Annotated in this window: 29 protein-coding genes and 1 pseudogene; 20 read left to right on the forward strand and 10 right to left on the reverse strand. The window is 56.8% G+C overall.

From position 1 onward, the window contains the following. Nucleotides 1-3: 3 nt before the first annotated feature. The 5 genes from MYS68_RS36385 to MYS68_RS36405 form a co-directional block, all read right to left on the reverse strand. Nucleotides 4-210 (reverse strand): hypothetical protein, encoded by a 207-nt coding sequence (locus MYS68_RS36385; protein ID WP_248930411.1) that lies wholly within the window; start codon nucleotides 208-210, stop codon nucleotides 4-6. Next, a complete protein-coding gene (locus MYS68_RS36390) occupies nucleotides 182-580 on the reverse strand; it encodes a hypothetical protein (RefSeq protein ID WP_248930412.1) in 399 nt (132 codons plus the stop codon). Before MYS68_RS36390 ends, MYS68_RS36385 begins: the two co-directional genes overlap by 29 nt. Nucleotides 581-1,325: 745 nt before the next feature. After that, nucleotides 1,326-3,005 carry a hypothetical protein gene (locus MYS68_RS36395; protein ID WP_248930413.1) on the reverse strand — a complete coding sequence of 560 codons (1,680 nt, stop codon included), beginning with the start codon at nucleotides 3,003-3,005 and terminating at the stop codon, nucleotides 1,326-1,328. Nucleotides 3,006-3,026: 21 nt separating this feature from the next. Next, on the reverse strand, nucleotides 3,027-3,398 hold the full coding sequence (locus MYS68_RS36400; protein ID WP_248930414.1) for a hypothetical protein: 372 nt from the start codon (nucleotides 3,396-3,398) through the stop codon (nucleotides 3,027-3,029). Nucleotides 3,399-3,414: 16 nt separating this feature from the next. After that, the gene (locus tag MYS68_RS36405; RefSeq protein ID WP_248930415.1) at nucleotides 3,415-3,978 is read right to left on the reverse strand and encodes a hypothetical protein; all 564 of its coding nucleotides are present in this window, start codon (nucleotides 3,976-3,978) and stop codon (nucleotides 3,415-3,417) included. A 246-nt stretch (nucleotides 3,979-4,224) separates the two neighbouring features. Between MYS68_RS36405 and MYS68_RS36410 the strand changes: the two genes are divergently transcribed. Then, the gene (locus tag MYS68_RS36410; protein ID WP_248930416.1) at nucleotides 4,225-4,524 is read left to right on the forward strand and encodes a hypothetical protein; all 300 of its coding nucleotides are present in this window, start codon (nucleotides 4,225-4,227) and stop codon (nucleotides 4,522-4,524) included. Between the two features lie 105 nt (nucleotides 4,525-4,629). On the opposite strand, the gene MYS68_RS36415 is transcribed toward MYS68_RS36410, so the two are convergent. Continuing rightward, complete coding sequence (locus tag MYS68_RS36415) at nucleotides 4,630-4,887, reverse strand: hypothetical protein (protein ID WP_248930417.1); 258 nt, start codon at nucleotides 4,885-4,887, stop codon at nucleotides 4,630-4,632. 168 nt (nucleotides 4,888-5,055) lie between these two features. On the opposite strand from MYS68_RS36415, the gene MYS68_RS36420 reads away from it, so the two are divergent. The 4 genes from MYS68_RS36420 to MYS68_RS36435 all read left to right on the forward strand — a co-directional run bounded on the left by MYS68_RS36420 (nucleotide 5,056) and on the right by MYS68_RS36435 (nucleotide 9,093). After that, a complete protein-coding gene (locus tag MYS68_RS36420) occupies nucleotides 5,056-5,421 on the forward strand; it encodes a DUF423 domain-containing protein (protein ID WP_248930418.1) in 366 nt (121 codons plus the stop codon). Between the two features lie 248 nt (nucleotides 5,422-5,669). Continuing rightward, complete coding sequence (locus MYS68_RS36425) at nucleotides 5,670-7,682, forward strand: putative bifunctional diguanylate cyclase/phosphodiesterase (protein ID WP_248930419.1); 2,013 nt, start codon at nucleotides 5,670-5,672, stop codon at nucleotides 7,680-7,682. 127 nt (nucleotides 7,683-7,809) lie between these two features. Beyond that, nucleotides 7,810-8,628, forward strand: a complete 819-nt coding sequence (locus tag MYS68_RS36430; RefSeq protein WP_248930420.1) for a response regulator transcription factor — start codon at nucleotides 7,810-7,812, stop codon at nucleotides 8,626-8,628. Nucleotides 8,629-8,715: 87 nt separating this feature from the next. Further along, nucleotides 8,716-9,093: a VOC family protein gene (locus MYS68_RS36435; protein WP_248930421.1), complete on the forward strand. Its 378-nt coding sequence runs from the start codon at nucleotides 8,716-8,718 to the stop codon at nucleotides 9,091-9,093. Nucleotides 9,094-9,747: 654 nt separating this feature from the next. On the opposite strand, the gene MYS68_RS36440 is transcribed toward MYS68_RS36435, so the two are convergent. Further along, complete coding sequence (locus tag MYS68_RS36440; protein ID WP_248930422.1) at nucleotides 9,748-10,194, reverse strand: hypothetical protein; 447 nt, start codon at nucleotides 10,192-10,194, stop codon at nucleotides 9,748-9,750. Between the two features lie 236 nt (nucleotides 10,195-10,430). Between MYS68_RS36440 and MYS68_RS36445 the strand changes: the two genes are divergently transcribed. The 4 genes from MYS68_RS36445 to MYS68_RS36455 all read left to right on the forward strand — a co-directional run bounded on the left by MYS68_RS36445 (nucleotide 10,431) and on the right by MYS68_RS36455 (nucleotide 11,428). After that, on the forward strand, nucleotides 10,431-10,661 hold the full coding sequence (locus MYS68_RS36445; protein ID WP_248930423.1) for an AbrB/MazE/SpoVT family DNA-binding domain-containing protein: 231 nt from the start codon (nucleotides 10,431-10,433) through the stop codon (nucleotides 10,659-10,661). Beyond that, nucleotides 10,655-10,789, forward strand: coding sequence for a type II toxin-antitoxin system PemK/MazF family toxin (locus MYS68_RS38760; RefSeq protein WP_275983643.1), 135 nt, complete (start codon nucleotides 10,655-10,657; stop codon nucleotides 10,787-10,789). The genes MYS68_RS36445 and MYS68_RS38760 overlap by 7 nt, the downstream gene beginning before the upstream one ends. Nucleotides 10,790-10,836: 47 nt before the next feature. Continuing rightward, entirely contained in the window at nucleotides 10,837-10,992 is a 156-nt protein-coding gene (locus MYS68_RS38765) for a type II toxin-antitoxin system PemK/MazF family toxin (RefSeq protein ID WP_338043683.1), read from the forward strand. A gap of 133 nt (nucleotides 10,993-11,125) precedes the next feature. Next, nucleotides 11,126-11,428, forward strand: a complete 303-nt coding sequence (locus tag MYS68_RS36455) for a YunC family protein (RefSeq protein ID WP_248930424.1) — start codon at nucleotides 11,126-11,128, stop codon at nucleotides 11,426-11,428. Between the two features lie 137 nt (nucleotides 11,429-11,565). On the opposite strand, the gene MYS68_RS36460 is transcribed toward MYS68_RS36455, so the two are convergent. Continuing rightward, entirely contained in the window at nucleotides 11,566-12,423 is an 858-nt protein-coding gene (locus MYS68_RS36460; RefSeq protein ID WP_248930425.1) for an AraC family transcriptional regulator, read from the reverse strand. Between the two features lie 215 nt (nucleotides 12,424-12,638). Between MYS68_RS36460 and MYS68_RS36465 the strand changes: the two genes are divergently transcribed. The 5 genes and pseudogenes from MYS68_RS36465 to MYS68_RS36485 all read left to right on the forward strand — a co-directional run bounded on the left by MYS68_RS36465 (nucleotide 12,639) and on the right by MYS68_RS36485 (nucleotide 17,480). After that, the gene (locus tag MYS68_RS36465; protein ID WP_248930426.1) at nucleotides 12,639-12,977 is read left to right on the forward strand and encodes a hypothetical protein; all 339 of its coding nucleotides are present in this window, start codon (nucleotides 12,639-12,641) and stop codon (nucleotides 12,975-12,977) included. 185 nt (nucleotides 12,978-13,162) lie between these two features. Further along, the gene (locus tag MYS68_RS36470) at nucleotides 13,163-13,876 is read left to right on the forward strand and encodes a FadR/GntR family transcriptional regulator (protein WP_248930427.1); all 714 of its coding nucleotides are present in this window, start codon (nucleotides 13,163-13,165) and stop codon (nucleotides 13,874-13,876) included. A gap of 109 nt (nucleotides 13,877-13,985) precedes the next feature. Next, entirely contained in the window at nucleotides 13,986-14,723 is a 738-nt protein-coding gene (locus MYS68_RS36475) for a (Fe-S)-binding protein (protein WP_248930428.1), read from the forward strand. Next, nucleotides 14,713-16,168: pseudogene (locus tag MYS68_RS36480) on the forward strand (LutB/LldF family L-lactate oxidation iron-sulfur protein); the annotation flags it as partial. The gene MYS68_RS36475 and the pseudogene MYS68_RS36480, both read left to right, overlap by 11 nt. A 310-nt stretch (nucleotides 16,169-16,478) precedes the next feature. Beyond that, complete coding sequence (locus MYS68_RS36485; protein ID WP_248930429.1) at nucleotides 16,479-17,480, forward strand: LutC/YkgG family protein; 1,002 nt, start codon at nucleotides 16,479-16,481, stop codon at nucleotides 17,478-17,480. Nucleotides 17,481-18,710: 1,230 nt separating this feature from the next. Here MYS68_RS36485 and MYS68_RS36490 read toward each other — a convergent pair. Together MYS68_RS36490 and MYS68_RS36495 are read right to left on the reverse strand one after the other, a co-directional pair. Then, nucleotides 18,711-19,676 carry a Gfo/Idh/MocA family protein gene (locus tag MYS68_RS36490; protein ID WP_248930430.1) on the reverse strand — a complete coding sequence of 322 codons (966 nt, stop codon included), beginning with the start codon at nucleotides 19,674-19,676 and terminating at the stop codon, nucleotides 18,711-18,713. A gap of 81 nt (nucleotides 19,677-19,757) precedes the next feature. Next, a complete protein-coding gene (locus tag MYS68_RS36495) occupies nucleotides 19,758-20,009 on the reverse strand; it encodes a hypothetical protein (protein ID WP_248930431.1) in 252 nt (83 codons plus the stop codon). 276 nt (nucleotides 20,010-20,285) lie between these two features. On the opposite strand from MYS68_RS36495, the gene MYS68_RS36500 reads away from it, so the two are divergent. The 6 genes from MYS68_RS36500 to MYS68_RS36525 are packed head-to-tail and all read left to right on the forward strand — an operon-like array spanning nucleotide 20,286 to nucleotide 25,129. Then, nucleotides 20,286-21,044, forward strand: coding sequence for an IclR family transcriptional regulator (locus tag MYS68_RS36500; RefSeq protein WP_248930432.1), 759 nt, complete (start codon nucleotides 20,286-20,288; stop codon nucleotides 21,042-21,044). Between the two features lie 27 nt (nucleotides 21,045-21,071). Continuing rightward, on the forward strand, nucleotides 21,072-21,845 hold the full coding sequence (locus MYS68_RS36505) for an SDR family NAD(P)-dependent oxidoreductase (protein ID WP_248930433.1): 774 nt from the start codon (nucleotides 21,072-21,074) through the stop codon (nucleotides 21,843-21,845). Between the two features lie 33 nt (nucleotides 21,846-21,878). Then, nucleotides 21,879-22,769, forward strand: coding sequence for a fumarylacetoacetate hydrolase family protein (locus tag MYS68_RS36510; protein ID WP_248930434.1), 891 nt, complete (start codon nucleotides 21,879-21,881; stop codon nucleotides 22,767-22,769). Between the two features lie 19 nt (nucleotides 22,770-22,788). Next, on the forward strand, nucleotides 22,789-23,109 hold the full coding sequence (locus MYS68_RS36515) for a UxaA family hydrolase (protein ID WP_248930435.1): 321 nt from the start codon (nucleotides 22,789-22,791) through the stop codon (nucleotides 23,107-23,109). A gap of 44 nt (nucleotides 23,110-23,153) precedes the next feature. Then, nucleotides 23,154-24,314, forward strand: coding sequence for a UxaA family hydrolase (locus MYS68_RS36520; RefSeq protein WP_248930436.1), 1,161 nt, complete (start codon nucleotides 23,154-23,156; stop codon nucleotides 24,312-24,314). A gap of 20 nt (nucleotides 24,315-24,334) precedes the next feature. Further along, nucleotides 24,335-25,129, forward strand: a complete 795-nt coding sequence (locus tag MYS68_RS36525; protein WP_248930437.1) for an SDR family NAD(P)-dependent oxidoreductase — start codon at nucleotides 24,335-24,337, stop codon at nucleotides 25,127-25,129. The last annotated feature ends 68 nt before the right edge of the window (nucleotides 25,130-25,197 follow it).

Here is a 25,197-nt window from a genome sequence, read left to right on the forward strand (position 1 = left end):
CGGTCAGACCGTTTGCTCGAATCCCGTGTGTCCGCTGACGGCCAAACGATCTGCCGCCGGCCGCTTGCCGTGAGGCAAGTCGGCAGATCGCGCGCCGCCTCGTTCAACCGGCCTGCCGAACCCCACATGTCGCGCCGGCCGCCAAGCAGCCAGGCTGACCGCTCCTTGCAAGGCCGCCGCCTTACCAATCGAACTGCCCGGGTATGCCATCCTCCGTTTCCGCCGCCTCAATACGAACCCGCTTCAGATGGGTGACCCCGGGCCGATAGGACTCCCCGCCAGCGTCTTTAAAATCCGCAAGCGGAATGCTGGAGCTGCCCCGGGGCATGATATCGGTTTTGTAGGTAAACGCCTCGTCCAGCGTAATCGTGACCTGCCTCCATACGAACGGATCGCCGTTCTTGACGATCAAATGCTGCTTCGTGACCCCAATATCGGCGACCAGGGGCAATTTTCCTCCTCCGGACTCGCTGCTGCTGCAGCCGACGGCGGCAGCGGTGATGCTCAAGGAGCAAGCAGCAACAGCACACCGCAGCCATAGCTGCATCCATTGTCGCAGCAACCGTCTACGGCACATCATCTGACACGCCCTCCTCACCGGGTTTATTTTTCGTACAGCCTACGGATTACCGTAATTACGGCAAAATAGCCCACCTTTATGTCCGAATCAAGTGTTGAAAAGTGACCGGCTCTTCGCTTAATGGATAATTTGCAATTAACGCAGCTTTTGGAGCAAATACGTGGAAATCCGATACTGTCGATGAAATGGGATTTCAGACTGTTGAAAACTCCAAAAGGGGAGATGGCGGATCGACTCCGGCCGGCCAATGTTGTCGGGTGGAGTTCGAACAGCTCGCTGCGCTTGTCCCCCGGGTCATAGAGGAACTACAGTGCGCTATAATGGCCATTTCGAGTGATTAGCCAAAAATAAAGGAACTGAAATTCGTTATTTTCCTGTTTTTTCGATATTTTAGCGGTCTCCCATAGATTTAGCGCATCTCAGTTCCTTTATTTTTCAGATGCGCTCCTTTTCCTGAAAATAGCGAACGTGAGTTCCTCTAAGTATGTGAGCGCCTAGGTGAGCGGCATAACAGTTCCCAGTTTGTTCGGTCTGTTTGTCGATTCCTCGTCCGGTTAGTCCGCGATTCCAAGAAAACGCGTTAACCCGACTCATAGTCCGGCGAGTTCCTTTATCCCACAAAATGAAGATCTGCTTCGGAGCTTATTCCTAATTACTTTGCCGGGTTACTTTGCGGGGGTCCTCATAACAACTCCTTAGGCGAATGCCCCTCATTGGGTTTTCTTAACAATTTGAGTTTTTCCATTTATTTTGCAATTTCTAGGCTTGCGTCAAACAGCCAATTTTCCGCGTTCGGGTGGCTGCGGTGCACTTCTACGGAAAGTATGTTAACCCCGGGCTTGAGCTTGTTTGTATGCTCGTTCAGATCGATCACGGTTTGCTCCACCGCCTCGTTCGGATCGGCCAGCGTGTATGGAGTGAGCAGGCCGCCGGACAGCGAGCGGCGGGCGATTTCCGAGCCGTTCATATAAGCGGCGAAGCCGTCCTCATAGCTGATCACCAGCCGCATTGTCTTAATGTCCTCCGGGCGAGTGTTCAGCGTAAAGCTTTTGCGAAAATAAACGGAGGGCAGCGCTCCTTTCGCCGGCAGCGCCGTCTGCAGACGGCGGGCCTCCTTGGCGTCCGATCGCCAGCCGAAAGGTGCCGCGCCCGTCCGCCAGACACTGTCGCCAAAGAGTGGGCTGCGCCAGTCGCTTGCCGGCAGCTCCGCCTCGGACGACATCGGCAGCTCGCCGGTCACGTCGAAGCCGGGCGGGATGGCGCTTTGGATGTCCTTGCTGCCCGGTGCATACTTCCAAACCGCTCGCGGCGGTATGGCGTATACCGGTTCGGAACCGTCCGCCGACCGATTTGCTCCCGCCGCGGCGTTCACGGTCCACTCCCCGAGCTTTTTGCCATCCGCAGACATGGCTATAAACGACAGAGCCGAACCGGAATGCTCGATCAGCACATATGCCGTTCCGCTCGCACTCCCCGAAAGAGTCCAGCGCAGCCATTCTCGCGGCCCATGTGAAACTATAGCCGCCGCTCCAGCCGAATCAGCGGCCGTCGTCGCTCCCGCGCCCCCTGCCGCAACCGGCGTTCCCGCGAACCCCCGCGAACCTGCGCCCTCCGCCGGATCAACGGCCGTCGTCGCTCCCACGCCCTCTGCCGCATCCGGCGCTCCCATGGGCCCCTGCGAACCCGCACCTTCCGCCGAATCAGCGGCCTTCGTCACTCCGGCGCCCCCTGCCGCCTCCGTCGCTCCCGAGCCCACCCGCGAACCCGCCGCTCCGGAGGCCTCCGGCACCCCCGCGCCCTCCCCCGGCACCGCCGGAGCCCGCTCGGCTTCCGGCATAAGCGCCATATCAGCCGGAACGTATATGCTGCCGTCCGCCCAGACGATAGGCACTCCCCGGGCGTCGAGCAATGACCAGAGCGCCGGGTCCCGGGGCGGCCGATCCATGACGGCGATTTGTACGAGGCCGGACCGCGGATCGGTTTGCCGTTCCAGCCACTGCGTTTGCGCGCTTTCGTTCAAGCGGCTGCCGTTCAGAAACAGCAGCCGGGTTCCCGCGTAATCGACTGCGTAAACCGTCTTGCCGTAGGACGGAAGCGATTCCGCAGGCAGAGCGGGATACTTGCCTCCGAACTGCTCCGGAGAAACGCTGCCGTCATAGACCGGGTACAGACCGGGAACCGCTGCGGGCAAAGAGGAGGCCAGTTTGTCCGGAGTTATGAGCAGCGTGCCCGGCGGCAGCGGTGCCGAAGCCATGGCGGTTCCCCAGGTCCGGTCTGCGGCGAACGCCGCGCGAAATACGGAAGGAGGGGGGCTGTAGGACAGGAAACCTTGAGTCGGTATGCCCGACCACCATAGAGAGCTGAACATAACCAGGCCGGCCATGGCCAGCGTTGCAAGGAGAAAATGACGTTTCAACCGATTCATAACGGGTCTCCCGATGTTTGATTAAGGTGCGGTCGGCAGCCAGCCGAATACGGCATGGTAGACGGGCGGCCAAATCGCGACCAAAAGCAGCGCAAAGCCGATTGTAAAAGCATATATCCATGGAGCGAGCCGCGGGCGGCTGCGTCCCATCGCAACATGCAGCACGAGCCAGCTTGCCAGCCAGGCGGCAAGACCGGCGGTTTCTTTGCCCGCATACGGGCCGATTCCCCACCAGCCGGGAAGCCACGATCCCAGCTTGAGCAGCAGCAGATTCGCCCGATACGGGTCGGCGACGCTCCAAATATGGCTGGCGCACAGCGCCAGCAGCCCGATCCATATGGCGAGCAGCAGAGCGGCGATTTCTCCCGTGCGCGGTCCTTTTTCATATCTCAAGACGGAACCTCCTCATTTAAACCAGCTTCAGCTTGGCTAACGCAAGCCCGAAAACGAGCCCGCATAAAAGCGTGCCCCACATCAGCGTCACCAGCAGCGCAGCGGCGGAGGCGACGTCCGGTTTTCCCGGCAGCGACTCACGGAATCTGCGCAGGATCCATGCCGCGCCGACGCCGAGAGGTAGCGGAAAAAGCGAGACGAATTCCTTAAATTCCATAATGATCGAATGCCCGGCCGGATTGTTGAAGAGCAGCCACTGCTGCGCCTGGTCGGGCAGACGGTAGTCGATATACAACCAATTGCCGAAAACGATCGTCGCCAGCACAAGAGCGTTGGTCAGCCATAAGGTAAGCTCCAGCCTCGCCGCAGCGCCTTCTTTTCCCCGCAAAAGCGGATACAGCTGGTGGATCGCCTGGCAGGCGAGCGCGACCGTAACGAAGGAGGCCGCCCCGTGCAGCACGGAAACGAGCCTGTCCCCGCCGGGCGCAAGCAGGTTGACAAGCGGGATGAGCAGCAGCAGCACGGCGGCCATCGCCGCCTGGGCAATCGCCCATTCGCGGGCGCTGAAAATCGGCTTCATGAACGTTCGACCTTCCTTTGTAAAAAAGGCGTAACTACGCGTCCATTATACCATAATTCGCTGTCCGGCCATGCTGCGCAAAGATGTGCTTCGACAATAAAACATGCGCAAAAAGTCCCGGATCAAAAAGGATTTCCCGCCGATGATGTCGAATAATACCTTTCAACAGAGCTGAAATTTTCTGTCAAATGGCTCGGTGAATGGTACGAAGCTTTTTGCCGGAATGAAAATTAAAGGAGGAATAGGATGCGCTACAACATTTTGCAGTCTGTTAAAGTCATCGATATGAATAATGAGATTATTTCCGAAACTATGTTCGAACACGGGGAGTATGAAGCTCCGGCGCTGAATATCGGCTCTTCCGTTCATCATTACGAACTCGGCCTGAAGCAGTTTGAAGTCGTTTACGACAAAAGGGAAGGGCGCACTGCCCGCCATCGCATCATCGACATCGAAATCGATTTGATCGGCAAACCGTCCGTCGCTAACGTATTTCTCGAACCCGTCACCCTGATCATCGGCCAGCACGATATCGGGGAAGTATAACTTTTGCCGTTTTGTATAAAAAAAGCGCACACCAAAAACTCCCGCCGGCATCCGGACGGGAGTTTTTTATCAATAAGATTTAAAAGTTATTAGCGGAGCCTTCGGTCATACCCACAAATACGCTTGCTTGGCCAATTGGCCGGGAGTAAGATGCGGCTTTTTTAAATGAACGCTGGGTACCGCCTCGTTGTAACGGGATATTTTTTCGTTCAGCCCGTCCAGCTTGTGCGTCAGATTGAAATCCGTTCCCTCGTCCATGGCAATCATCAGATCGGTAATTTCCTCGCTGATTTCGTTTTGCAGCTCGATCCAATCCGGAAACACATGCCGATTGGCCTCATCCACTCTTTGGTATCCGGTCATGACAAGCCCTCCCCTTGTATTTATATTTTTATTATAAGGGGCGGCAGGTTCGCTTAGGTTCGGGAAATATGGCTAAATGACAAAGGTTTTGTGGCGAAATGGCGAACTGCTTGGCAATGGGCGTGCGAATTGTTTATGATGAGGAAAAAAAGTCAAGGAGCCGTGTTTATGGATAAACGTTTTATCGGGCTTGGAAGCATCAACGCTTGTTTGGCGGTTGCACTCGGCGCATTTGGCGCTCATGGTCTGAAGGGTACTATTACGCCGGATATGCTGGACGTATTCAAAACCGGCGTGCAGTATCATATGATGCACGCGCTTGGTCTGCTCGCCATCGGGATCGTCTCCGGCAAGCTGGGGGGCAAAGCGGCTCTCGCAGGCTGGCTGCTGTTTGCCGGGATCGTACTGTTCTCCGGGAGTCTGTACGCGCTGAGCCTAAGCGGAATCGGCATTCTCGGAGCCATTACGCCTCTCGGCGGGGTCGCCTTCCTGGCGGGCTGGATCATGCTGGCCGTCGCTGCGTTCAGGCATTAAACCGGTCGCCCACAGCTGATCTTGTAGAAATGCGCCGTCGTTTTGTGGGAAATTACACACTTTCTCAAATTTTTTGCAGGAAATTTGTAGCATGTGTAGAATTTCTTGAATGTGGAATTTCATATGCGGAAAACCTCAACTTGCCGCCTTCCAATACGTCGAAGAAATCGATTCGGTCCATACGAGCGACGTCATTGCAGATATAAGCGCGAGAAACATTCATTGGAGTGGGAAGGTAGGGGAGCATATTGAACAAAACGGTATGGTGCTGGGTGGCTGTGGTTTTGCTGTGGGCGGCGATCGATCGCCGGCTGGAGTCATGGCTGCTGGCCGCTGTCTTGTGCGGGATTCAGCTGTTTGCTCTTCGGCGGAAAGCCGGCGTTCCCGAGACCGCTCCGACCAAAGAGCTGCAGCTGCCTGAGCAATCCCGGCAAATGGCCGATCCCGGCGTGCCGGCGCCCGGGGAGTCCGGGCAGCAGACTGCAGCAGACGATGGCGCGGAATACGAGCGGCTTCAGTTGCGGCTCGCCGAGACGGAGCGGGTGTTCGCATCGTTGTTTGACCATAACCCGAATGCCGTCGGGCTGATCGATAAGATGGGCCGGATCCTCAAGCTAAACGCCGTTTCCGAGCAATTGCTCGGCTATTCGGAGGCGGAGCTGAAGGGCACGAATTTATCGAAGGTGATCGCGGGCGAGCATCTGCGCAAAACGTACGAGCATTTCGAGCTCGTGCGCGCAGGCGTGCCTCAGACGTTTTTCACCTCTGTCATACATAAAAGCGGATACCGCGTCGATATGGACGTAACCGCTGTGCCCATTCTCGACGGGGAAGACGCTTCCGGGTCCGTTTTCATAGGCCAGGACGTCACGATCCGCAGGCGAACCGAAGAGCAAATGCGCCACATGGCCTATTACGACGATATGACCGGACTGCCGAACCGCAGGCTGTTCGGCGAGCATCTCGCCGAGGCGATACTGGCGGCCAGGCAGCATGGCGGCATGCTCGCCGTATTTTATCTCGATATCGACCGGTTTAAAACGGTGAACGACTGCTTTGGTCACGATTACGGAGATATGCTGCTGCTGCAGGTGGCCGAGCGCTTCACCCGGCTTGTCTCCGAGCGGGATTTCGTAGCCCGCACCGAAGGAGACGAGTTTGCCCTCTTCTTCACGGGCATCGGCTCCATGGAGGAAGTGGCGGCGACCGCGAGCCTTATCCATAAAGTGCTGGAGGAGCCTTTTTCCCTGCAGCAATACCAGCTTCACGTAACGGCCAGCATCGGCATCTCGCTTCTGGGCGAGGAAACCGTCGACGCCGGGACGCTGATGAAATGCGCCGAAATCGCGTTGTCCCGCTCGAAGGAAGTGGGGCGGAAAAATTTCCAGATTTTCAACGCCGACATGAAAACCGTATCTTTGCAGCGGCTTACGCTGGAGACCGAGCTGCGCCGCGCGCTGCAGCACGGCGAACTGGCGCTTCATTACCAGCCGCAGATGGACATAGAGAGCGGCCGCGTCGTCGGCATGGAGGCTCTCATCCGGTGGCATCATCCGGAGAAAGGGGTCATTTCGCCGGTCGATTTCATCCCTCTGGCCGAGGAAACCGGGCTTATCGTGCCGATCGGCGAATGGGTGCTGAAGGAAGCATGCCGGCAAAACAAAACGTGGCAGCTGCAAGGGTTCGATCCGATCCCGGTGTCGATCAATTTGTCTACGCGGCAGTTTTTGCAGCACAACCTGAAGGAGACGGTTGCCGAAGTGCTGAAGGAAACAGGGCTTGACGCCCGTTACCTGGAGCTTGAGATCACCGAATCGAGCGCGATGGACGTCGATCACGCTACCGGCCTGCTGGTGGAGCTCAAGGAGCTCGGCGTCCATGTCAGCATCGACGATTTCGGCACGGGCTACAGCTCTTTGTATTATTTGAAACGGTTCCCGATCGATAAGCTGAAAATCGACAAATCGTTCGTGCGCGACATTATGTCCGATCCGAACGATGCCGCCATCGTCGCTTCGATCATTGCGATGGCCCACCATCTCAATCTGAAGGTCATCGCCGAAGGTGTCGAGACGGTCGAACAGCTGCAGTTTTTGCACCGCAACGACTGCAATCAAATCCAAGGTTATTGGTTCAGCCCGCCGATTTCCGGCGACCAGATGGAGCAGCTGCTGCAGCGCACGCAGGCGATCGCCGCCGGCAAGCAGGAGCGCGCGGACCAGTCTCAAAAAGAAAACGAAAGCAGCAAATCTTCGGTTTGAAGGTTGCTGCTTTTTTCTATAGTCTTAATTGAAAATCATTTGAAAAAGCCGAGTTTTCGATTAGCTGAAGTATAATAAAACGATAGAACAAAATTTCCAAAAATTTCGTGGACAAGGTGAGGTTAAGATGACTCATCCCTATCGCCCTATACATGCTCCCCACTTGCAGCCGGAGCTGCGTCGCCCTTGGTACAGCTGCCGGGAATATACGCCGAGTCGCCGCTTGGAGTCGCATGTCGCTTCCTTTTGGACGATGGATTTTCAGCCCGAGTCGGAGCATCAATGGCATCGGGTCATACCGGATGGCTGCGTCGATATCGTTGTCGACCTTCTTTCTCCCACAAGCCGGAAAGCCGCTTTTGTCGTAGGGCTGGCGACCCGATCCAAAGTTTTGCATTTCTCTGAAGCCCGTTCGGTATTCGGCATTCGAATTTATTCGGAATCGGCCCGGGCTATATTAAAATTTCCCCTTTCGGCGTTTAAGAAACATCATGTCTTTCTGGAAGAGATCTGGGGCTCCGAAGGGCTGCATTGGGTCGAAGAAATCCTGACCGCAAAAACAACCTCGGACATCATTGAAATTGCCGAGCATAAATTATGCCGGATGCTGTCTGACAGCGATATGCCCACTCCTTCTCTGGTGTACCAAAGCATGCAGCATATGTATGCTTGCAAAGGGAATCTTTCCGTATCGAATCTGGCGGATAAGGTTAATTTCAGCGAAAGGCACTTAAGAAGGGTTTTCGACAGGGAGCTTGGATTGAGCCCGAAGGAGATGCTGGGAATCGTACGGTTTCAAAGTATTCTGCAGGAGTTTTACAGGGGGGACTATTCCAGCTTGACGGATCTTGCGCTGAAATACGGTTACTACGATCAGTCTCATTTTTCCAATACCTTTGCGCATTATTATGGGCTGCCTTTTAAACGACTGACTAAAAGGGGATGAGGAAGTCCGTTTTTTACTATTTTGACAACCGATGCAATCGATACAATGGAGGTGAAAAATAAATCACTATGATGGGAGCTGCGAAGCATGTCGGTTAAGTTAAAAAGAGTCGCGATTTTCGTGGGACAGATGAAAAGGGCTTTGGATTTCTATCGTATGTTGGGATTGGAAATACCGGAAAACGCCGACGAAGAACATCACGTGGAGGTGGAGCAAAACGGACTTCGCTTGGCTTTCGGCACATGGGAATCGGCGAAAGTCGTTTTTGACGGCCTGGAAGAGCCTGTCGGAAATCGGATCGAACTCGCATTTCAGTTCGACAGTCGCGAAGTGCTGGACGAACTGTACCGCCAATTGACGGCGGATGGATATACCGGATGTCGCGGGCCGCGGGATACGCCTTGGGGGGAGCGTTACGCGATTGTAAAGGATCCCGATGGCAATTTAATTAGTCTTGTCGCTTAAGAGTAGGGAACGTAAGTAGCCTGTAATAAAGCAGACATACGCGGGCTAGAGGCAAGATGACCTCCGGAGGCACGCATCCCCTCCGAAGTCATCGCTCCAAAAAACAGCATGCCCGGCATGTGATTTATCGCCTATCAGCAATAAATCCATGCCGGGCAAACGCGAACTGGCGGCGGGCACTCCATCCTACGGGGCGGGTCCAGGGCGCAAGCGCCCAATGTTGTCAAGTTAAGCGGGACCATAGCGGAACTATGGTTCGTTAAGTCGGCCGGACTCGGATCTTTTGGAAATTAGCGGAACTCAGGTGCTCTATTTGTCTGTTCGTCCAATGGAAATGCCATTTTCCATCGTTTTAGCGCATCTCAGTTCCTCTATTTCTTCGGATATGCCCATTTATCCGAGAATAGCGAACGTACGTTCCGCTATTTTTAATAAGCTGCTAATTTTAGAAGCAAGACCTGTCAAATTCGGACCACGAACCATCGAAAGCGTTAACCTGACAACAATGCGCAAGAGCCCGGGTCCCCCTCCAGTGGGATTTGATGGGAAAATAGACGATGGCGCCCATTTTCATTCCCCTTTGTGACGCTCGGTCATCTTGTTTAGGGGATATCCCTACGATTCAAGGGGGCGACTCGCCCTGATCCAGGGGTATTACCCAACCTGAACATCGTCGATTTCGTTGACCTTGAACAAATATACTTTTTTCTCATCCACATGGTATACGGTTACATTTTCCGAAGCCGGGTCAAAGTTGATCACGCGGCACGGAACGCTAAGCTTGACGCCCATACCCTTTACGATCGTAAGCCGGACGAGCGTATTATTGTCTTTAAATTTCTGCATTTGCGCAAAGAGGTGAGCATTGGGGGACGATTCCTTCTTGCCTGCGGATCTAAGCTCCGCCACCTTCGCTTCCATCAGCGCCGTTTGTATGGCTTTGCCGAGTTCAATGCCGGATTTGATTTGATAATCTTTGATTTTTGCAGAATTTAAATGATGCAGCAGCGTTTCCAAGGCACGCCCGTTCGATTCGTCTTCAATAAGGATGTCCACCGTAAATAAAAATCTCTTGGTCTCGTTGGCGTTACTTTCGTTCAAACGCGGGAGCCTCCCTTGGATCGCAGATTATATGTTTAATATACCATTAATGCCCAACCAAAAATAGGACTTGCCCTGCACTAAATTTGTCGAAAAATATCAATGTTTTTTCGAATCGCACCTTATTCACTGAACTATTGGCGGCAATGACTGTCCCCGCATGGGGTTGCTAACATATTAACCTCAACCAGCCATATGTTTATACTTTGTATAAACATATTTAAAGGAGCGTTATCATGCTGCAGGTTCAAAAATGGGGCAACTCACTCGGCATACGGATCCCGAAATCCATCGCCTTGAAGGTTGGTCTTGAAGAAGGGACCGAGATCGATCTGGATGTTGAAGATGGTCATCTTGTCATCAAGCCCAAGTCGAAATCGTTAGATGAGCTCTTAGCGCAAGTTACGCCAGATAATCTCCACAAGGAGGCTCCTACAGGCGGGCCGCAAGGACGAGAGTCATGGTAGAGCGATACGTTCCAGATCGAGGTGACTTGGTGTGGTTACAGTTCAATCTGCAACTAGGCTACGAGCAAGCCGGTAAACGACCTGCCTTAGTTTTAACACCGTCATCATACAATGCCAAGGTGGCTTAACGTTATTTTGTCCGGTGACCTCCAAAATCAAGGGTTACCTGTTTGAAGTGATCATTCCACGGGATTTGCCGATTGAAGGGGTCATTCTTTCCGACCAGATTAAAAGTCTCGATTGGCAATCCCGTCGAGCAGCATTTATATGTAGAGTGCCTGAGCAGACTCTAAACGAGGTTCTCTCAAAAATTGAATTATTGATTCGTTAGCAGCGGCACCTGTCCGGCGAAACATCGGCCGATAACCGCCCATTTTTTACCCCGCCGTAGCATCTCGTACATGCGCTCATATGATAATACAACAGACCGATTCCAACTTTGTTGGGCGATTGGGGTGAGGGGTATGATGCGTATGGAGCCGATCGTCATCGACGGCCGCACTGCGCTCGGGATTGAAGTGAAGCTGCCCAAAACGACGCTGCTGGCCGTAACGACGGATAAAGGTTACATCATGTGCGGTGCGCTGGACGTCGGTCTTCTGAACGACAGGCTTAAAGATCGCAAAATTATCGCCGGCCGCGCCGTCGGGGTGCGCACCTTGGAGGAGCTGCTGGAAGCGCCGCTCGAATCCGTCACGTTCGAGGCGGAAGCGCTTGGTATTACGGCGGGTACGAAAGGCCGCGACGCCGTGGCGATGATGATGTAGGCCCGATTGACCGGGTCCGGAAAAAGAAAACCCGAATGCGTCCGTTCGCACACTTCCGGAAAGTGAGCGGGCCGCGTTCGGGTTGTTTTTTTGCACATGAAAGCGCTCAGGCACGTGAAGGAGGGGGAGACCGCCCGCTAATAGCTGCTCCGGTACTGCGTCGGAGTCAGCCCCGTAATTTTCTTGAACAGCCGGCAAAAATACGAATAATTCGGTATGCCGACCTTCGGACCGATATGCTCGACCGGCGTCGTTTCGGTTTTGAGCAGCCAGCAAGCCTGGCGGATTCTTCGCGCGATCAGGTAGTCGGTGATGCTGCTCCCGGTCTCGGACCGGAACAGGTGCGAGACGTGGTGCCTGGAAAGGTGCAGCTCCTTCGCCAGCTCGCCCAAATCGAAAGGCTCCGTATAATGCTCCTCCACCCAGTGCATAATTTTTTCCGCGTGCGATTCCGCGCGGGCGGTCCCGCGAAACGGAGCGTCTTTTTTCAGCGGCTGAAGGCAGTCCAATATTTGCATGATCGCAATCGCCGCGTCTTCCAGGTCGTCCGCGTCGTGTCGTTCGGCCAGCTTGCGCCCGTACCGGTCGAGGACCGCGGAAATATAGGGCATCTCATTTTCCATGTAAAATACTTGTTCGACCAGCTCTCCTTTCCACATCTCCTCGAAAAACCGACCCATGCCGGGGAACGTTTTGAAAAACGGAGCAAAAGCTGTCGGCTCAAAGGTAAGAACCGTACGTTCGTAGGGACACTGCTCGCTGACGTCAAAATCGATCCGGTGCAGTTGAAACGGCTGGAGAAACACGACGCAGCCGTCCTTCAGCTCGTACATTTTGCGGTTAAGCAGCAGCTGGCCCTTGCCCCGGTAAACAACCAATATTTCAATTCCGCGATGGTAATGGTAAAATCCCGGGTAGTTGGCGGAAGTGAGCAGTCTGTATTGCAAATGCACCTGACGTTTTTGCAAGACATTGTCGGATTGCGGAAACGGCATCGGACGAAACCCTCCTTGCCTGTTGTGTTAATCATATTATAGCAACACAGTGCAATTTATTAACAATAAAATGGAACTGCCCGCTTAAAAAATTTGCTACTATTGGTTTAAGGGAGCTTTGCTGCTAACCCTAATTTGGCATAGGAAAGATCGAACTGCGGTTTTTCTTGAGTGTACCGTATTGTGATGGTGCTTTGAACCGGGAGGGGTTGTCCATGACGTTGTCCGATTTTGTGACGGAAATGGAGTACCGCGATGCAATGGATGGAGTCAAAGACTTGCTCAAGGAAACTTACCAATTGACCGAAGACGAGGCCGTTTCCGTCATCAGGAGGAGCCGGGAGAAGGCGGACCAGTATTTATATGACTACATGCCGTACATTGAGTATATCCGCGAGGTGCGGCACCATTTGAGAGATACTTTGGATGCTCATTTTGAGAAAACGGTCGACCCGGAAAAGGAGCTGCCGTTAAAAATGAGCAACGATGCCGCGGTATGGCTGACTTTCGAATGCATCCGGCGTTTTTGCAAAAAATCGCTGACGGACGTGTAAGCGGCACAGTTGTGAATACAGCCGAATGCGGCACGCGCCGCGGAGATAGAGTCCTGTTCTGATGGCGGGGCTCTTTTTTATTTGCGGCCGGGGAAGGGGGCTTGCTTCCGGTCGCCTTGCGATTTGCAGGCGGGACCGTATAATAGGACTATAGTTAACATCGTGACAAAGGGGCCGGCCGGTTTATGGAAATCACCAAAATCTCCACGCGAAAAATATACGAAGAAGTCGCCGACCAGATGAAAAACATGATCGTCGGCGGTGCGCTGCAGCCGGGCCAGAAGCTGCCTTCGACCAAGGAGCTCTCCGAAAAGTTCCAGGTCGGCCGCTCGACCGTACGCGAGGCGCTGAGCGCGCTGAAGGCGATGGGGCTTGTCGAGATTCGCCAAGGCGAAGGCAGCTACGTGCGGCAAATCGAGCCTGGTGACCTCGAGCTGCCGGGCTTTCAGTCGCTGCTGATGAATCGCGAGACGGTGATCGAGCTGCTCGAAGCGCGCAAGGCGCTGGAAATATCGAACGCCGCGCTGGCGGCGGAGAAACGGACGGACGAGGATGTGGAGGCGTTCGAGCGCATTTTGCAGAGGATGGAAGCTCACCTCGGGGACGAGGAAGAAGGGGAGCGCTCCGACATCGAGTTCCACCTGACTCTGGCCCGCGCGGCGCACAATTCCATCATGCTGCGGCTGATCGATTCGATCTCGAGCCAAATGCAGACGGCCATCCGCGAAACGAGGCGGCTGCAGATGTACGCGAGCAAGCCGGTGTCCGCCCGACTGTGGGAGGAGCACAAGGCGATTTTCGAAGCGGTTCGCCTGCAGGATGTTTCGGGGGCGCAGGAAGCGATGCGAAGCCACTTGCTCCATGTGGAGCAGATGCTGATCAAGTTTTTGAAAAAGTAAGCGGGGGAAGGGCAGCGTTTTTTTGCGTTACCCTCTTTTCATACATCAACTTATCTGATAACCTGATAATCATAGAAGTCTGACGTTTTGGAAAAAAGGGGAGATTCGGGTGCGGGTGTCGTTGTTTATTACGTGTTTGGCCGACCAGATGTATCCGGAGGTGGGGGAGAGTGTCGTTCGCCTGCTGCACCGGTACGGCTGCGAGGTCGATTTTCCCGAGGCGCAGACGTGCTGCGGGCAGCCCGCTTTCAACAGCGGCTATCATGACGAGGCGAGAGAGGTGGCGCGCAATTTGATTCGTGCGTTCGAGCACAGCGACTATGTGGTCTCTCCTTCCGGCTCCTGCACGGGGATGGTGCATCATTACTATCCGATGCTTTTTGCGGATGAGCCGGAATGGAAGGCGAAAGCGGAGGCGCTGATCGGGAAAACTTACGAGTTTTCGCAGTTTCTCGTGAATGTGCTGGGCGTTACCGACCTCGGCGCCGTTTTTCCGGAAAAGGTCACCTATCATCCTTCATGCCATGCTACGCGTCTGCTCGGCGTAAAGGAAGAGCCGGGTGCGCTGCTGAAGCAGGTCAAGGGGCTGGAGCTGGTCGAGCTGCCGAAAAAAGAAGACTGCTGCGGTTTCGGCGGCACGTTTGCGGTCAAGATGGCGGATATGTCCGAGGCGATGGTATGCGAAAAAGCGGCGCACGTCTGTTCGACGAAGGCCGGCGTGCTGGTCGGCTCGGACATGGGCTGCCTGATGAATATCGGGGGCAGATTAAACAAGGAAAACAAGCCGATCCGCGTCATGCATTTGGCGCAGCTGCTGGAGGAAGGAGTGAAGCGCAGTGAGTCATAGTTCGGCGCATGGGGCGGTCAGCGAAAAGGAACTCATCGGCACGGGATTGAAAAAGCGTACGGAAGAAGCGCTGGCGAACGATTTTCTCCGCAAGGCGGTAGCGTTTACAACCGATAAGCTGAAGGGCGGCAAGCTGGCCGCGATGGAGGCGTTCGGCAGCTGGGAGGAGTGGCGAAACCGGGCGCGTGCGATCCGCGAGCATACGGTGAGCCATCTCGATTACTATTTGACGCAGTTTACCGATAATGTCGCCAAAGCAGGGGGGCACGTCTACTTTTGCAGCAGTGCGGAGGAAGCGGTGAAGACGTTTCTGGACATTGCCGAAGCGCGCCGCGCGAAGCTTGTGGCCAAGGGCAAATCGATGGTTTCGGAGGAAATCCATCTGAATCACCGTTTGGAAGAGCGCGGCATCGAGGCGATCGAAACGGACCTTGGGGAATATATTTTGCAGCTTGCCAAGGAAACGCCGTCGCATTTGATCATTCCGGCCATCCATAAAAACAAGCAGCAGATCGCCGATATTTTCTCCGGGGAGGCGGGCGAAACGTTCGTACCGGAAACGAGGGTGCTGGCCGATTTCGCCAGGCGGAAGCTGCGCAATTATTTCCTCGAAGCGGATATCGGGCTGACCGGCTGCAACTTCGGTGTTGCCGAATCGGGAGCGATCACGCTTGTCTCCAACGAAGGCAACGGCCGGATGGTGTCGACGATTCCGAAATGCCACGTCGTCATCATGGGCATGGAGCGGCTTGTGCCGACGTACGACGACCTGGAAGTCGTGCTGAACATGCTGGCGCGCAGCGCGACAGGCCAGAAGCTGACGACGTACACGTCGATGATCACCGGCCCGCGGCGCGAAGGTGAGCTCGACGGGCCGGAGGAGCTGCACCTGATCGTGCTCGACAACGGCCGCTCGTCGCAGCTCGGCGACCCGGTATTCCAGGAGGTGCTGCACTGCATCCGCTGCGCGGCGTGCCTGAACGTGTGTCCCGTGTACCGCCATGTCGGCGGCCACACGTACGGCAGCGTGTACAGCGGCCCGATCGGCGCCGTGCTGACGCCGCTTTTGCAGCAGGATATGAAGGAGGCGGGCCAGCTCGCCTATGCATCCAGCTTGTGCGGGGCGTGTTATGAGGCGTGCCCGGTGAAAATTCCGCTGCACGACATGCTCGTCCAGCTCCGCGCACGCAAAGTGAAGCTCGGGCTTACGCCGCTCGCGGAGCGGATCGCGTTCAAATCGTATCAAACCGCGTTCGGCAACGTCACGCTGTATAAGCTGGCGACGAAGTCCGCTTATTATGCGCAGCTGCCTTTTGTCCGCAAGGGCTGGATCAAGGATGGGCCGGGCCCGATGTCCGGCTGGACGCAGTCGCGCCACTTCCCGATGAAGCCGAAGGCGTCGTTCCGCGACCGCTGGGAGGCGCTGCAGCGCGAGCTGAAGGCGAGCCCGGCGAAAGCCGCCGCAGGTGCAGGGCGAGGGCACGGCGGAGCTGATGCGGAGCGCGGTCCGGTAGCAGCGAGGGTGGAGCTCGGTTCGGGAGCAGCGAAGACGGAGCAAGGTCCGGGGGCGGAGAGAGCGGATCACGGTCCGGGAACAGCGAGGACGGAGCAAGGTCCTGGGGCAGCGAAGGCGACTGGAGATACGGGAGATGGGCAAAGTGTGACGAAGGCAGCAACGGGTACGGAACAAAAGCAAATTGAGCAAGATCAGGCAGCAGGAGCAGGACGTAAGCCGGAGATCGGAGGGGGAGAGCAGTGAGCCAGTCTGGAGCAAACAGGGGAGCAAACGCAGCCGGAGCGGAAACGGCGGAGAGGTTGGGCAGCGTGGGATATGTCGCAAACGCGGGTACTTCGACGGAGACAGGCAGCGTGGTCACCGGTACAGCGAGAGGCACGGCGGCCTCTGCCGGCGGGGCCGGAACGATTCGCGGCAGGGAAGCGTTTATGGCGAATATCGCGAAGCGGCTTGGCCGCCCGGCCCCTTTGGCTGATGCACCGCCGCATCCGTTTCGCGGCGCGCCGGATTTTTATAAAGCGATTCAACTGACGACGGAGGAAAAAATCGAGCTGTTCACGCAAAACTGGACCGCGCTCACCGGTAAGGTGCTGGTTGTAGAGGAAGCCGAAGCCGCGGCGAAAATCGGCGCTTGGCTGCGCGAGGTCGCCGCCGAGCTCGGCGTGCAGCGCGTATCGCGCTGGGAGCACGACGGCCTCCGCGCGCTCGGTCTCGATGCCGCGCTGGCGGAAGCCGGCATCGAGGTGGTGCCGTGGCGCGAGCCGGAGGCGGGCGCTGCGGCTGCGGTTAGCGCCGGCGCTGCGCAGCAGCCGGCAGGGAACGGCGCCGCCGGGCAGGCGGGCCCCGCGGGCGGCGCAGCCGCTGCCGATGCGGGTGGCGGCGGCTCGAACTGGGCGCAGCGCAGCGAGCTGCTGCGCCGCACCGAGCGGTGCCAGCTCGGGCTCGTCTGGCCCGACTTCGCTGTCGCGAACACGGGCACGCTCGTGCTGAAGGCATCCCGCGAGCGGGGGCGCTCGGTCAGCCTGCTGACCGAGATCTTGTTCGCGGTGTTCCGTGCCGATCAACTGGTCACCCGCATGGGCGAGGCTTTCGCGGATATTACTGCCGGCGTCCGTTCGCCGCTCGACTATCCGTCCTCGCTCAACCTGATCACCGGCCCGAGCCGTAGCGCCGACATCGAAAACGACCTGACGATCGGCATTCACGGGCCGGGCAAAGTATACGCGGTCATCATTAAATAAAACGACCCCGGCTTCTTGTCGGCTCCTCCACTCCGGGAGGGAGCCGGCAAGAAGCCGGGGTGTTCGTGTTGAGAAAGCCGTTGTTCGCTGGAATAAACGGCGTCATCCGTTCGCGTACCTGGCGATCGAAGGTTAGCGTCCGTCCGCTTTTACAGGAGCCCGATCGACGAGAGCGGCGAAAACCGCCTATCAGCGCTTCGGGCCCCGCTCAAGTACGGCCGAGAGCCGGAAAAACCCGCTAACAGGCGTCCTCCTCGCGCAAAACCCGGCCGATCGAAGTCCGAGAGCGGCAAAAACCGCCTAACAGCGTGCCAACCCCTGCTCAGGCACGGCCGAGAGCCGGAAAAACCTGCTAACAGGTGTCCTCCGCCCGCAAAACCCGGCCGATCGAAGTCCGAGAGCGGCAAAAACCGCCTCTCAGAGCTTCGGGCCCCGCTCAGGCACGGCCGAGAGCCGGAAAAACCCGCTAACAGGCGTCTTCCGCCCGCAAATCCCCGCCGATCGAAGTCCGAGAGCGGCAAAAACCGCCTAACAACGTTCCGGGCCCCGCTCAGGCACGGCCGAGAGCCGGAAAAACCTGCTAACAGGCGTCCTCCTCGCGCAAAACCCGGCCGATCGAAGTCCGAGAGCGGCAAAAACCGCCTATCAACGCTCCGGGCCCTGCTCAGGCACAGCCGAGAGGAGGTAAAACCCGCTAACAGGTGTCCTCCTCGCGCAAAACCCGGCCGATCGAAGTCCGAGAGCGGCAAAAACCGCCTCTCAGAGCTTCGGGCCCCGCTCAGGCACGGCCGAGAGCCGGAAAAACCCGCTCTCGTTTCGGTGGAGATGGCGTTATAGTGTCTATTCGCATACGTTTCTATAACTAAATGGAAACTCTGCAGCTAATGTGACTCGAAACATCGACTTGGGATGTTTTGATGGAAAACATGCAGGTAATTCAGCTAATACAGCCCATTTCCGGGGAACCCGTCGAAATTAGATGCAGGAATTCCAGCTACTTGGTCAATACGAGCGAATGTCGTCCAATTAGATGCGGTTTTTCCAGCTAATGGTCATGCCGCTCCCGCAACATCAACCCACTGCGCAGCGAGGAAGGCTGACGACCCGCCGTAACAGCTGCGACGCGTTCCGGACGCACGCCGAAAGAGGTGCGCACCCGAAACGCGGCCATTTGCGTGCCACGATGTCCGGTACGCCCACATGAACCGCGAACCCCTTCCCTCGCACCCGTCACTTCCTGTAATACTCCCGCAAAACGGCATCCATCACCTTGCTCGTCCGTGCGCCGGAAATGCCGGTACTCGGGCATACGCCTTGTCCGAGCAGCTCATCCACGATCGTTTGAATAAGCGGCTGCTGGATATGGGCGGGATGTTCGATCATGAACTCCTCGGTGCCTTCGGCGGTAGAGACGACAATCGGTTTTTCCTGAAACGTGGAAAAAGCGATTTTGCCCCGGGAACCGACGATTTCGTTCACATCCGTATCCTGATACGTGGAAAAACACCACGTGCCCGAGCCGTATACGCCCGACGCAAACCGGTAAGACGCGGTGACAATATCTTCGGCGGCGTAATAGTCCGCCTGGTTGCCGGCAAATCCCTGCACCTCCGCAATCGGTCCGAGCAAGTAATCGAGCAGATCGAGCGTATGGCTGCCTACATCGACAAACAGCCCGCCGCCGGAAATCGCCGGGTCCACCCTCCAGGAGCTATTGCCCTTCAGTCTGCCGAAATGAGTCGACGTCACAAAACGCACCTGACCGATCGCCTCGCGTTCGAGCAGCTCTTTGACCTTGGCAAAACGCGGCAACGCTCTGCGGTAATAAGCGACGAACAGAGGCACTCCCGCCTCGCGGCACGCCGCGATCATCTCCTCGCACTCGGCGTGGTTCATCGCCATCGGTTTTTCCACGTAGACGGGTTTTCCCGCTTTAGCAGTCCGAAGCGCATACTCCTTATGAAAAGCCGGCGGCGTGGCGATGTACACCGCATCCACTTCCGGATCTTCGATCAGCCGCTCCGCGTCGCCGTACCATTTGGGCACGCCATGCCTTTTGGCGTAATCTTCGGCAAGCGAGGCGTCTCTTCTCATCACGGCGACCAATTCGGAGCCCGCCGCTTTTTGAAAGCCCGGACCGCTCTTTACTTCCGTCACATTGCCGCAGCCGATAATTCCCCATCGAATCGTTTTCATGCGTGGTATCCCCTCTCCAAACGCTGGCCTCATTTTTCAAGGTAATGATACCACGTATAAAGGAAATTATCTGCAATCCATTCACTCCGGCCGCTCCCCTACCGCCAGCTCAAACGAGCGTCCGCACCGGGAACAATACACCGAGTGCATGCAGACATGCCGCCGCAAATCGTCGTATCCGTTGGTCATTTTCAAATCATCGATCGGACGGTAAGGCGAGTAGGGACCGTAAAAATCGCTCAGCTTGCCTTGATCCGCCGCCGCTTGCCCGCAATCCGGGCAAATGGGCTGCAGCGCTTCCAATCCGTTGCACACAGGGCATACATACGACAAAATACATCACCTCACGAGAAATTTTCACAGACAAGGGCAGCCATCGATGCCCCCATTGTTTAATCCGCTTCGCTTAGAATGCCCATTTTCAGGAAACTGCAACGGCTGCTTCTCAAAAAAATGCGCGGCGCTGCCCGGCCCGGCCGGGCGGGAATCGAACAGCGTGTTTTGTGCGAAATGTGCATTGACAGTTCCGGGAAAACCGTGCTACGATCATTTTTGATATAAAACCATGGTTTACTATAATAAACCACAAGGCCGTTTGGGAGGAGCTTCATGGAAAAAAAATACTGGGTCCCCGCCTTGGAAAAAGCGAACGACGTGCTGCTGCTCATCGCGGAAGCGCCTTCGTCGCTCAAGCTCATCGACCTTTCGAAGCGGCTGGGTATCAACAAGAGCTCGATGTTTTCGCTTCTGTCCACGATGGAAGCGCTTGAATGGGTCGTGCGCGAGGAGGACGGCACTTACTCGCTCGGAAACCGGCTCGGCCTTATCGGCAACGCGTTTTTCAAGCAGTTCAGCCTCATCGATTTGTTCCGCAAGGAAGCGTCGGCGGTCAAGCTGAAGCTGGGGGAAACGATACAGCTGGCGAAGCTGGAGCAGACGGACGTGCTGTATTTGGCCAAGGAGGAGGTTCCTTCTCCCGTCAGACTTGCCTCCGAGCCGGGTAAAAAATTTCCTGCCCATTCCACCGCGCTCGGCAAAGCGCTGCTTGCGATGCTGCCGCCGGACGAATTCGACCGGATTTATGCAAACGAAACGCTGGAGCCGTGCATGACGCCTTACGCGCTGAAGACAAAGCGGGAACTGCGGAGCCAACTGGACGCGATCCGGCAAAACGGCTATGCCTTCGATCTGCAGGAGGCGGTCGTCGGCTTCTGCTGTGTGGCCGCGCCGGTGCTGAACCTGAGAGGAGAGGCGGTCGCGGCGATCAGCTGCTCGATGTTCCAGCATGTGTGGGAGGAGAAGAAGGAGCTGGCGATCCGCGAAATTTGCGCGCTGGCGAAACGTCTTTCCCACGGCAGCTTGTCATAACTTATGATATGAAAAGGAGTGATTTCCATGAGGTTGCAGGGCAAGGTAACGCTTATTACAGGGTCCGGCTCCGGGATCGGCAAAAGCTCCGCGCTGCTTTTTGCCAAGGAAGGAGCGGCGGTGATCGTCAACGATCTGGATGAGGCGCGCGGCAACGAAACGGTGAAGGAAATCCGCGATGCCGGCGGGGAAGCGGTATTCATTCAAGCGGACGTCACGGATCCGGAATCGGTTCAGTCGATGGTAAATCAAGCGATTGCGAAGTTCGGCCGCATCGACGTTTTGTTCAACAATGCGGGCATCAGCGGCGTAGGCGCCATCCACGAGGTGGAGCCGGACGCTTGGGACCGCGTCATCAACGTCAACATTCGCGGCGTCTTTCTGCCGTGCAAATACGTGCTGCCGCATATGATGGACCGCCGCGAAGGCTCGGTCATCAATATGTCGTCTTGCATCGCCGAAATCGGCCTTGCCCGCAGGGCGTCGTATTCGGCGACGAAAGGCGCGGTGCTGGCGCTCACCAAATCGATGCAGGTTGACTACGCGCCTTATAACATTCGCGTCAACGCACTGCTTCCCGGCACGATTCTGACGCCTTTTGTCGAGGATTATTTGCGCAAGTCTTACGATAATCCGGAGGAAGCGTACGAGGGGCTGAAGAAACGCCAGTTGAGCGGCGATCTCGGCCGGCCGGACGATGTCGCAAAGGCGGCTCTGTTCCTGGCGTCGGACGATTCGAAGTTTATGATGGGTTCGCCGCTGTATATTGACGGAGGCGTCGTTTTCGGCAAAAACGCTTAGGTTCGATACCATTTCAAGGAGGAGTAACTACATATGAAACTGCTTACTTTTATTGAAAACGGGCGGCAGCGCCTCGGGGTCAAAACCGGGCAAGGCGTCGTCGACGTCGCTCGCGCTTTACAAGCGGTTCCGGAAGCCGGCGTTGCGCAGACGGTTCATGAGGTAATCGAAGGCGGTCAAGCCGCTCAGGCGGCTTTGGAGCAATATGCGGCGAAAGTATCCGCTCAGGGCGGCGAATTTTTGCTGGATGAGTCGAAGCTGACTTACGGGCCGTGCGTACCGAATCCGGGAAAAATCATCTGCGTCGGCCTGAACTACCGCAAGCATGCGGAGGAAACGGGAGCGAAAATTCCGGAGTATCCGATCCTGTTCAACAAATTCAACAACACGGTAAACGCGCACGGCCACGACGTTCCGCTGCCGAAAGTATCGTCCAAAGTCGACTACGAAGCGGAGCTCGTCATCGTCATCGGCAAGACGGCGAAATACGTATCCAAGGAAAACGCGCTCGATTACGTTTTCGGCTACTGCAACGTCAACGACGTGTCCGCCCGCGATTTGCAGCTTCGTACGCACCAGTGGCTGCTCGGCAAATCGTGCGACGGCTTCAGCCCGCTCGGGCCCTATCTTGTCACCGCCGATGAAGTCGGCAACCCGAACGAGCTGGCGATCCGCTGCATCGTGAACGGCGAAGTGCGGCAAAACTCGAACACGGCGGACATGATTTTCCACTGCGACGAAATCGTCAGCTACATTTCGCAGCACATGACGCTTTCGCCGGGCGACATCATTTTGACCGGAACTCCGGAAGGGGTTGTCCTTGGGCTGCCTGAGGAGAAGCAGGTTTATTTGAAGGACGGAGACGTCGTGACGATCGAGATCGAAAAGCTCGGCTCGCTGACGAACCGTTTTGTAGCGGAATAACGAAGGGAGACGGTGTGCGATGGCAGGACCAATCGAAGCCGGAGCCGACGCTCTGGTCATGGATGCGAAGGATCATGTGGCGACAGCCATCAAAGATTTGCAGGCGGGCGACACGATCGCGTTCCGCATCGGCGATGAAGTGAAGCAGCTGACGCTGCTCGACCCGATTCCGTTCGGCCACAAGGTGGCGATCGCGGATATTCCGGCGGGGACCGACATTCGCAAATACGGCGAAGTGATCGGCCGCACGACGGCGGACATCCGCGCCGGGCAGCACGTCCACGTGCATAACGTGGAAGGGATTCGCGGCCGCGGGGACCAGGCTCAGTCCGCGGGATAACACGCATAAGGCAAGACCAACATCACCCGGAGGTGTGCATTCTCATGGACCATATGATGGGTTACCGCAGGCCGGACGGCTCCGTCGGTATTCGCAATCATTTACTGATCATTCCTACCGTCATTTGCGCCAACCAGGTGTGCAGCCGCATCATGCAGCTCGTGCCTGAGACGGTCGCCATTCCGCACCAGCACGGCTGCAGCCAAATCGGCGCGGACAAACAGCGCACGTTCGACGTGCTCGCCGGAACGGGCAAGAACCCGAACGTCGGCGGCGTCATCATCATCAGCCTCGGCTGCGAGGTCATCGACCCGCACGAGCTCGCCGAAGCGATTCGCCCGACCGGCAAACTCGTCGAGGTGTTCGACATTCAATCGGTCGGCGGCTCCGTTAAAGCGATTCAGTACGGCACGGAGCTCGCCAAAAAGATGAGAGCGCAGCTCGATGCGATGACGCCGGAGCCGATTCCGTTCAGCGAGCTGATCATCGGCGTCAAATGCGGCGGCTCGGACGCGACGAGCGGCCTCGCCTCGAACCCGGCGCTCGGCCAGGCGGCCGACCTGCTCATCGCCGAAGGCGGCGGCGTCGTCATCGGCGAGACGACGGAAATCATCGGCGCCGAGCATGTGCTTGCGGCGCGCTGCGCAACGAGCGAAACGGCCGACGAGCTGTACCACATCGTGGGCCGTTTCGAAAAAGAAGTCGAGCGCATGGGCGCCGATATGCGCGGCGGCAATCCGAGCCCGGGCAACATTGCCGGCGGACTCACGACGATCGAAGAGAAGTCGCTCGGCTGCATCAGCAAATGCGGCACGGCGCCGATTCAAGGCGTGATCGAATATGCCGAGGACATCCCGCGCCACGGGCTCTATTTCATGGACTCGCCGGGCAACGACATCGAATGCGTCTCCGGTATGGCGGCGGGCGGCGCGCATCTTGTCTGCTTCACGACCGGCCGCGGTACACCGACGGGCTCTGCGGTCGTGCCGGTGATCAAAATCACCGGCAACAAACGGATGTACGAGCGCATGACGGACAACATGGACGTCGACGTCAGCGACATGCTGGCCGGTACGCTGAGCCTGGAGGAAGCCGGGCAGCGGATTTGGCAGGAAATTCGCGAAGTGGCCGGCGGCAAGCTGACCAAAGCGGAAATTCTCGGCCATACCGAGTTCAGCATCAACCGGATCGGACCGAGCTTGTAATTTTTAAGGAGGCTTTATAAATGGCTAGATTGAAAAACCGGGTCGCTCTCGTCACCGGGGGCAGCCGGGGGATCGGCGAAGCGATCGCTGTCCGCTTGGCGGAGGAAGGCGCGCATGTGGCCGTCAATTTCACCTCGGAGCGCTCTCGGGCGCTGGCCGAGGATGTGAAGCGGAAGATCGAAGAGCTCGGCAGCAAGGCGATCGTCGTGCAGGCCGACGTCGGCGTGAAAGCCCAGGTGGAAGCGATGTTCCGGCAGGTCGAGCAGGAGCTCGGCGACGTGGAAATTCTCGTCAATAATGCCGGCATCGCACCGTTCGAGCCGTTTTTGAAGGTGACCGAGGAAACGTGGGACCGGACGTACCGGACGAACGTAAAATCGATTTTTCTGTGCTCGCAGCTGGCGGCCGGCAAGATGATCGAGAAGCGGTACGGCAAAATCATCAACGTCCTTTCCACGGCCAGCCTTGTCGTGACCAGCCCGGTCATTCCGCATTACCAGTCGTCGAAAGCGGCGGCTCACATGCTGACGAAAGGCATGGCGATAGAGCTCGGCAAATACGGCATCAACGTGAACGCAGTCGGCCCGAGCACCGTCGATACCGATATGTGCACCGATTATTTGGCCGATCCGGCGATCCGCGCCAAGGAAATCGAAGCGAACCCGATGAAGCGGCTCGGCACCGCCCGCCAGATCGGCGACGCCTGCGTATTCCTCGCTTCCGAGGAAGCGATGCAGGTGAACGGCCACCTGCTGATGGTGGACGGAGGCCTTACCGTGAAAGCGGCGCAGCCCGACGACCATATGGAGCATTAAGCCTCGTCTTCATTGTATGGGAAATGATGTGAAGCTAGTTTCGTGGATAAACAGGGGGACCTGACTGA

Origin of the sequence: Paenibacillus hamazuiensis (genome assembly GCF_023276405.1) — a bacterium.
GTDB lineage: Bacteria > Bacillota > Bacilli > Paenibacillales > NBRC-103111 > Paenibacillus_AF > Paenibacillus_AF hamazuiensis.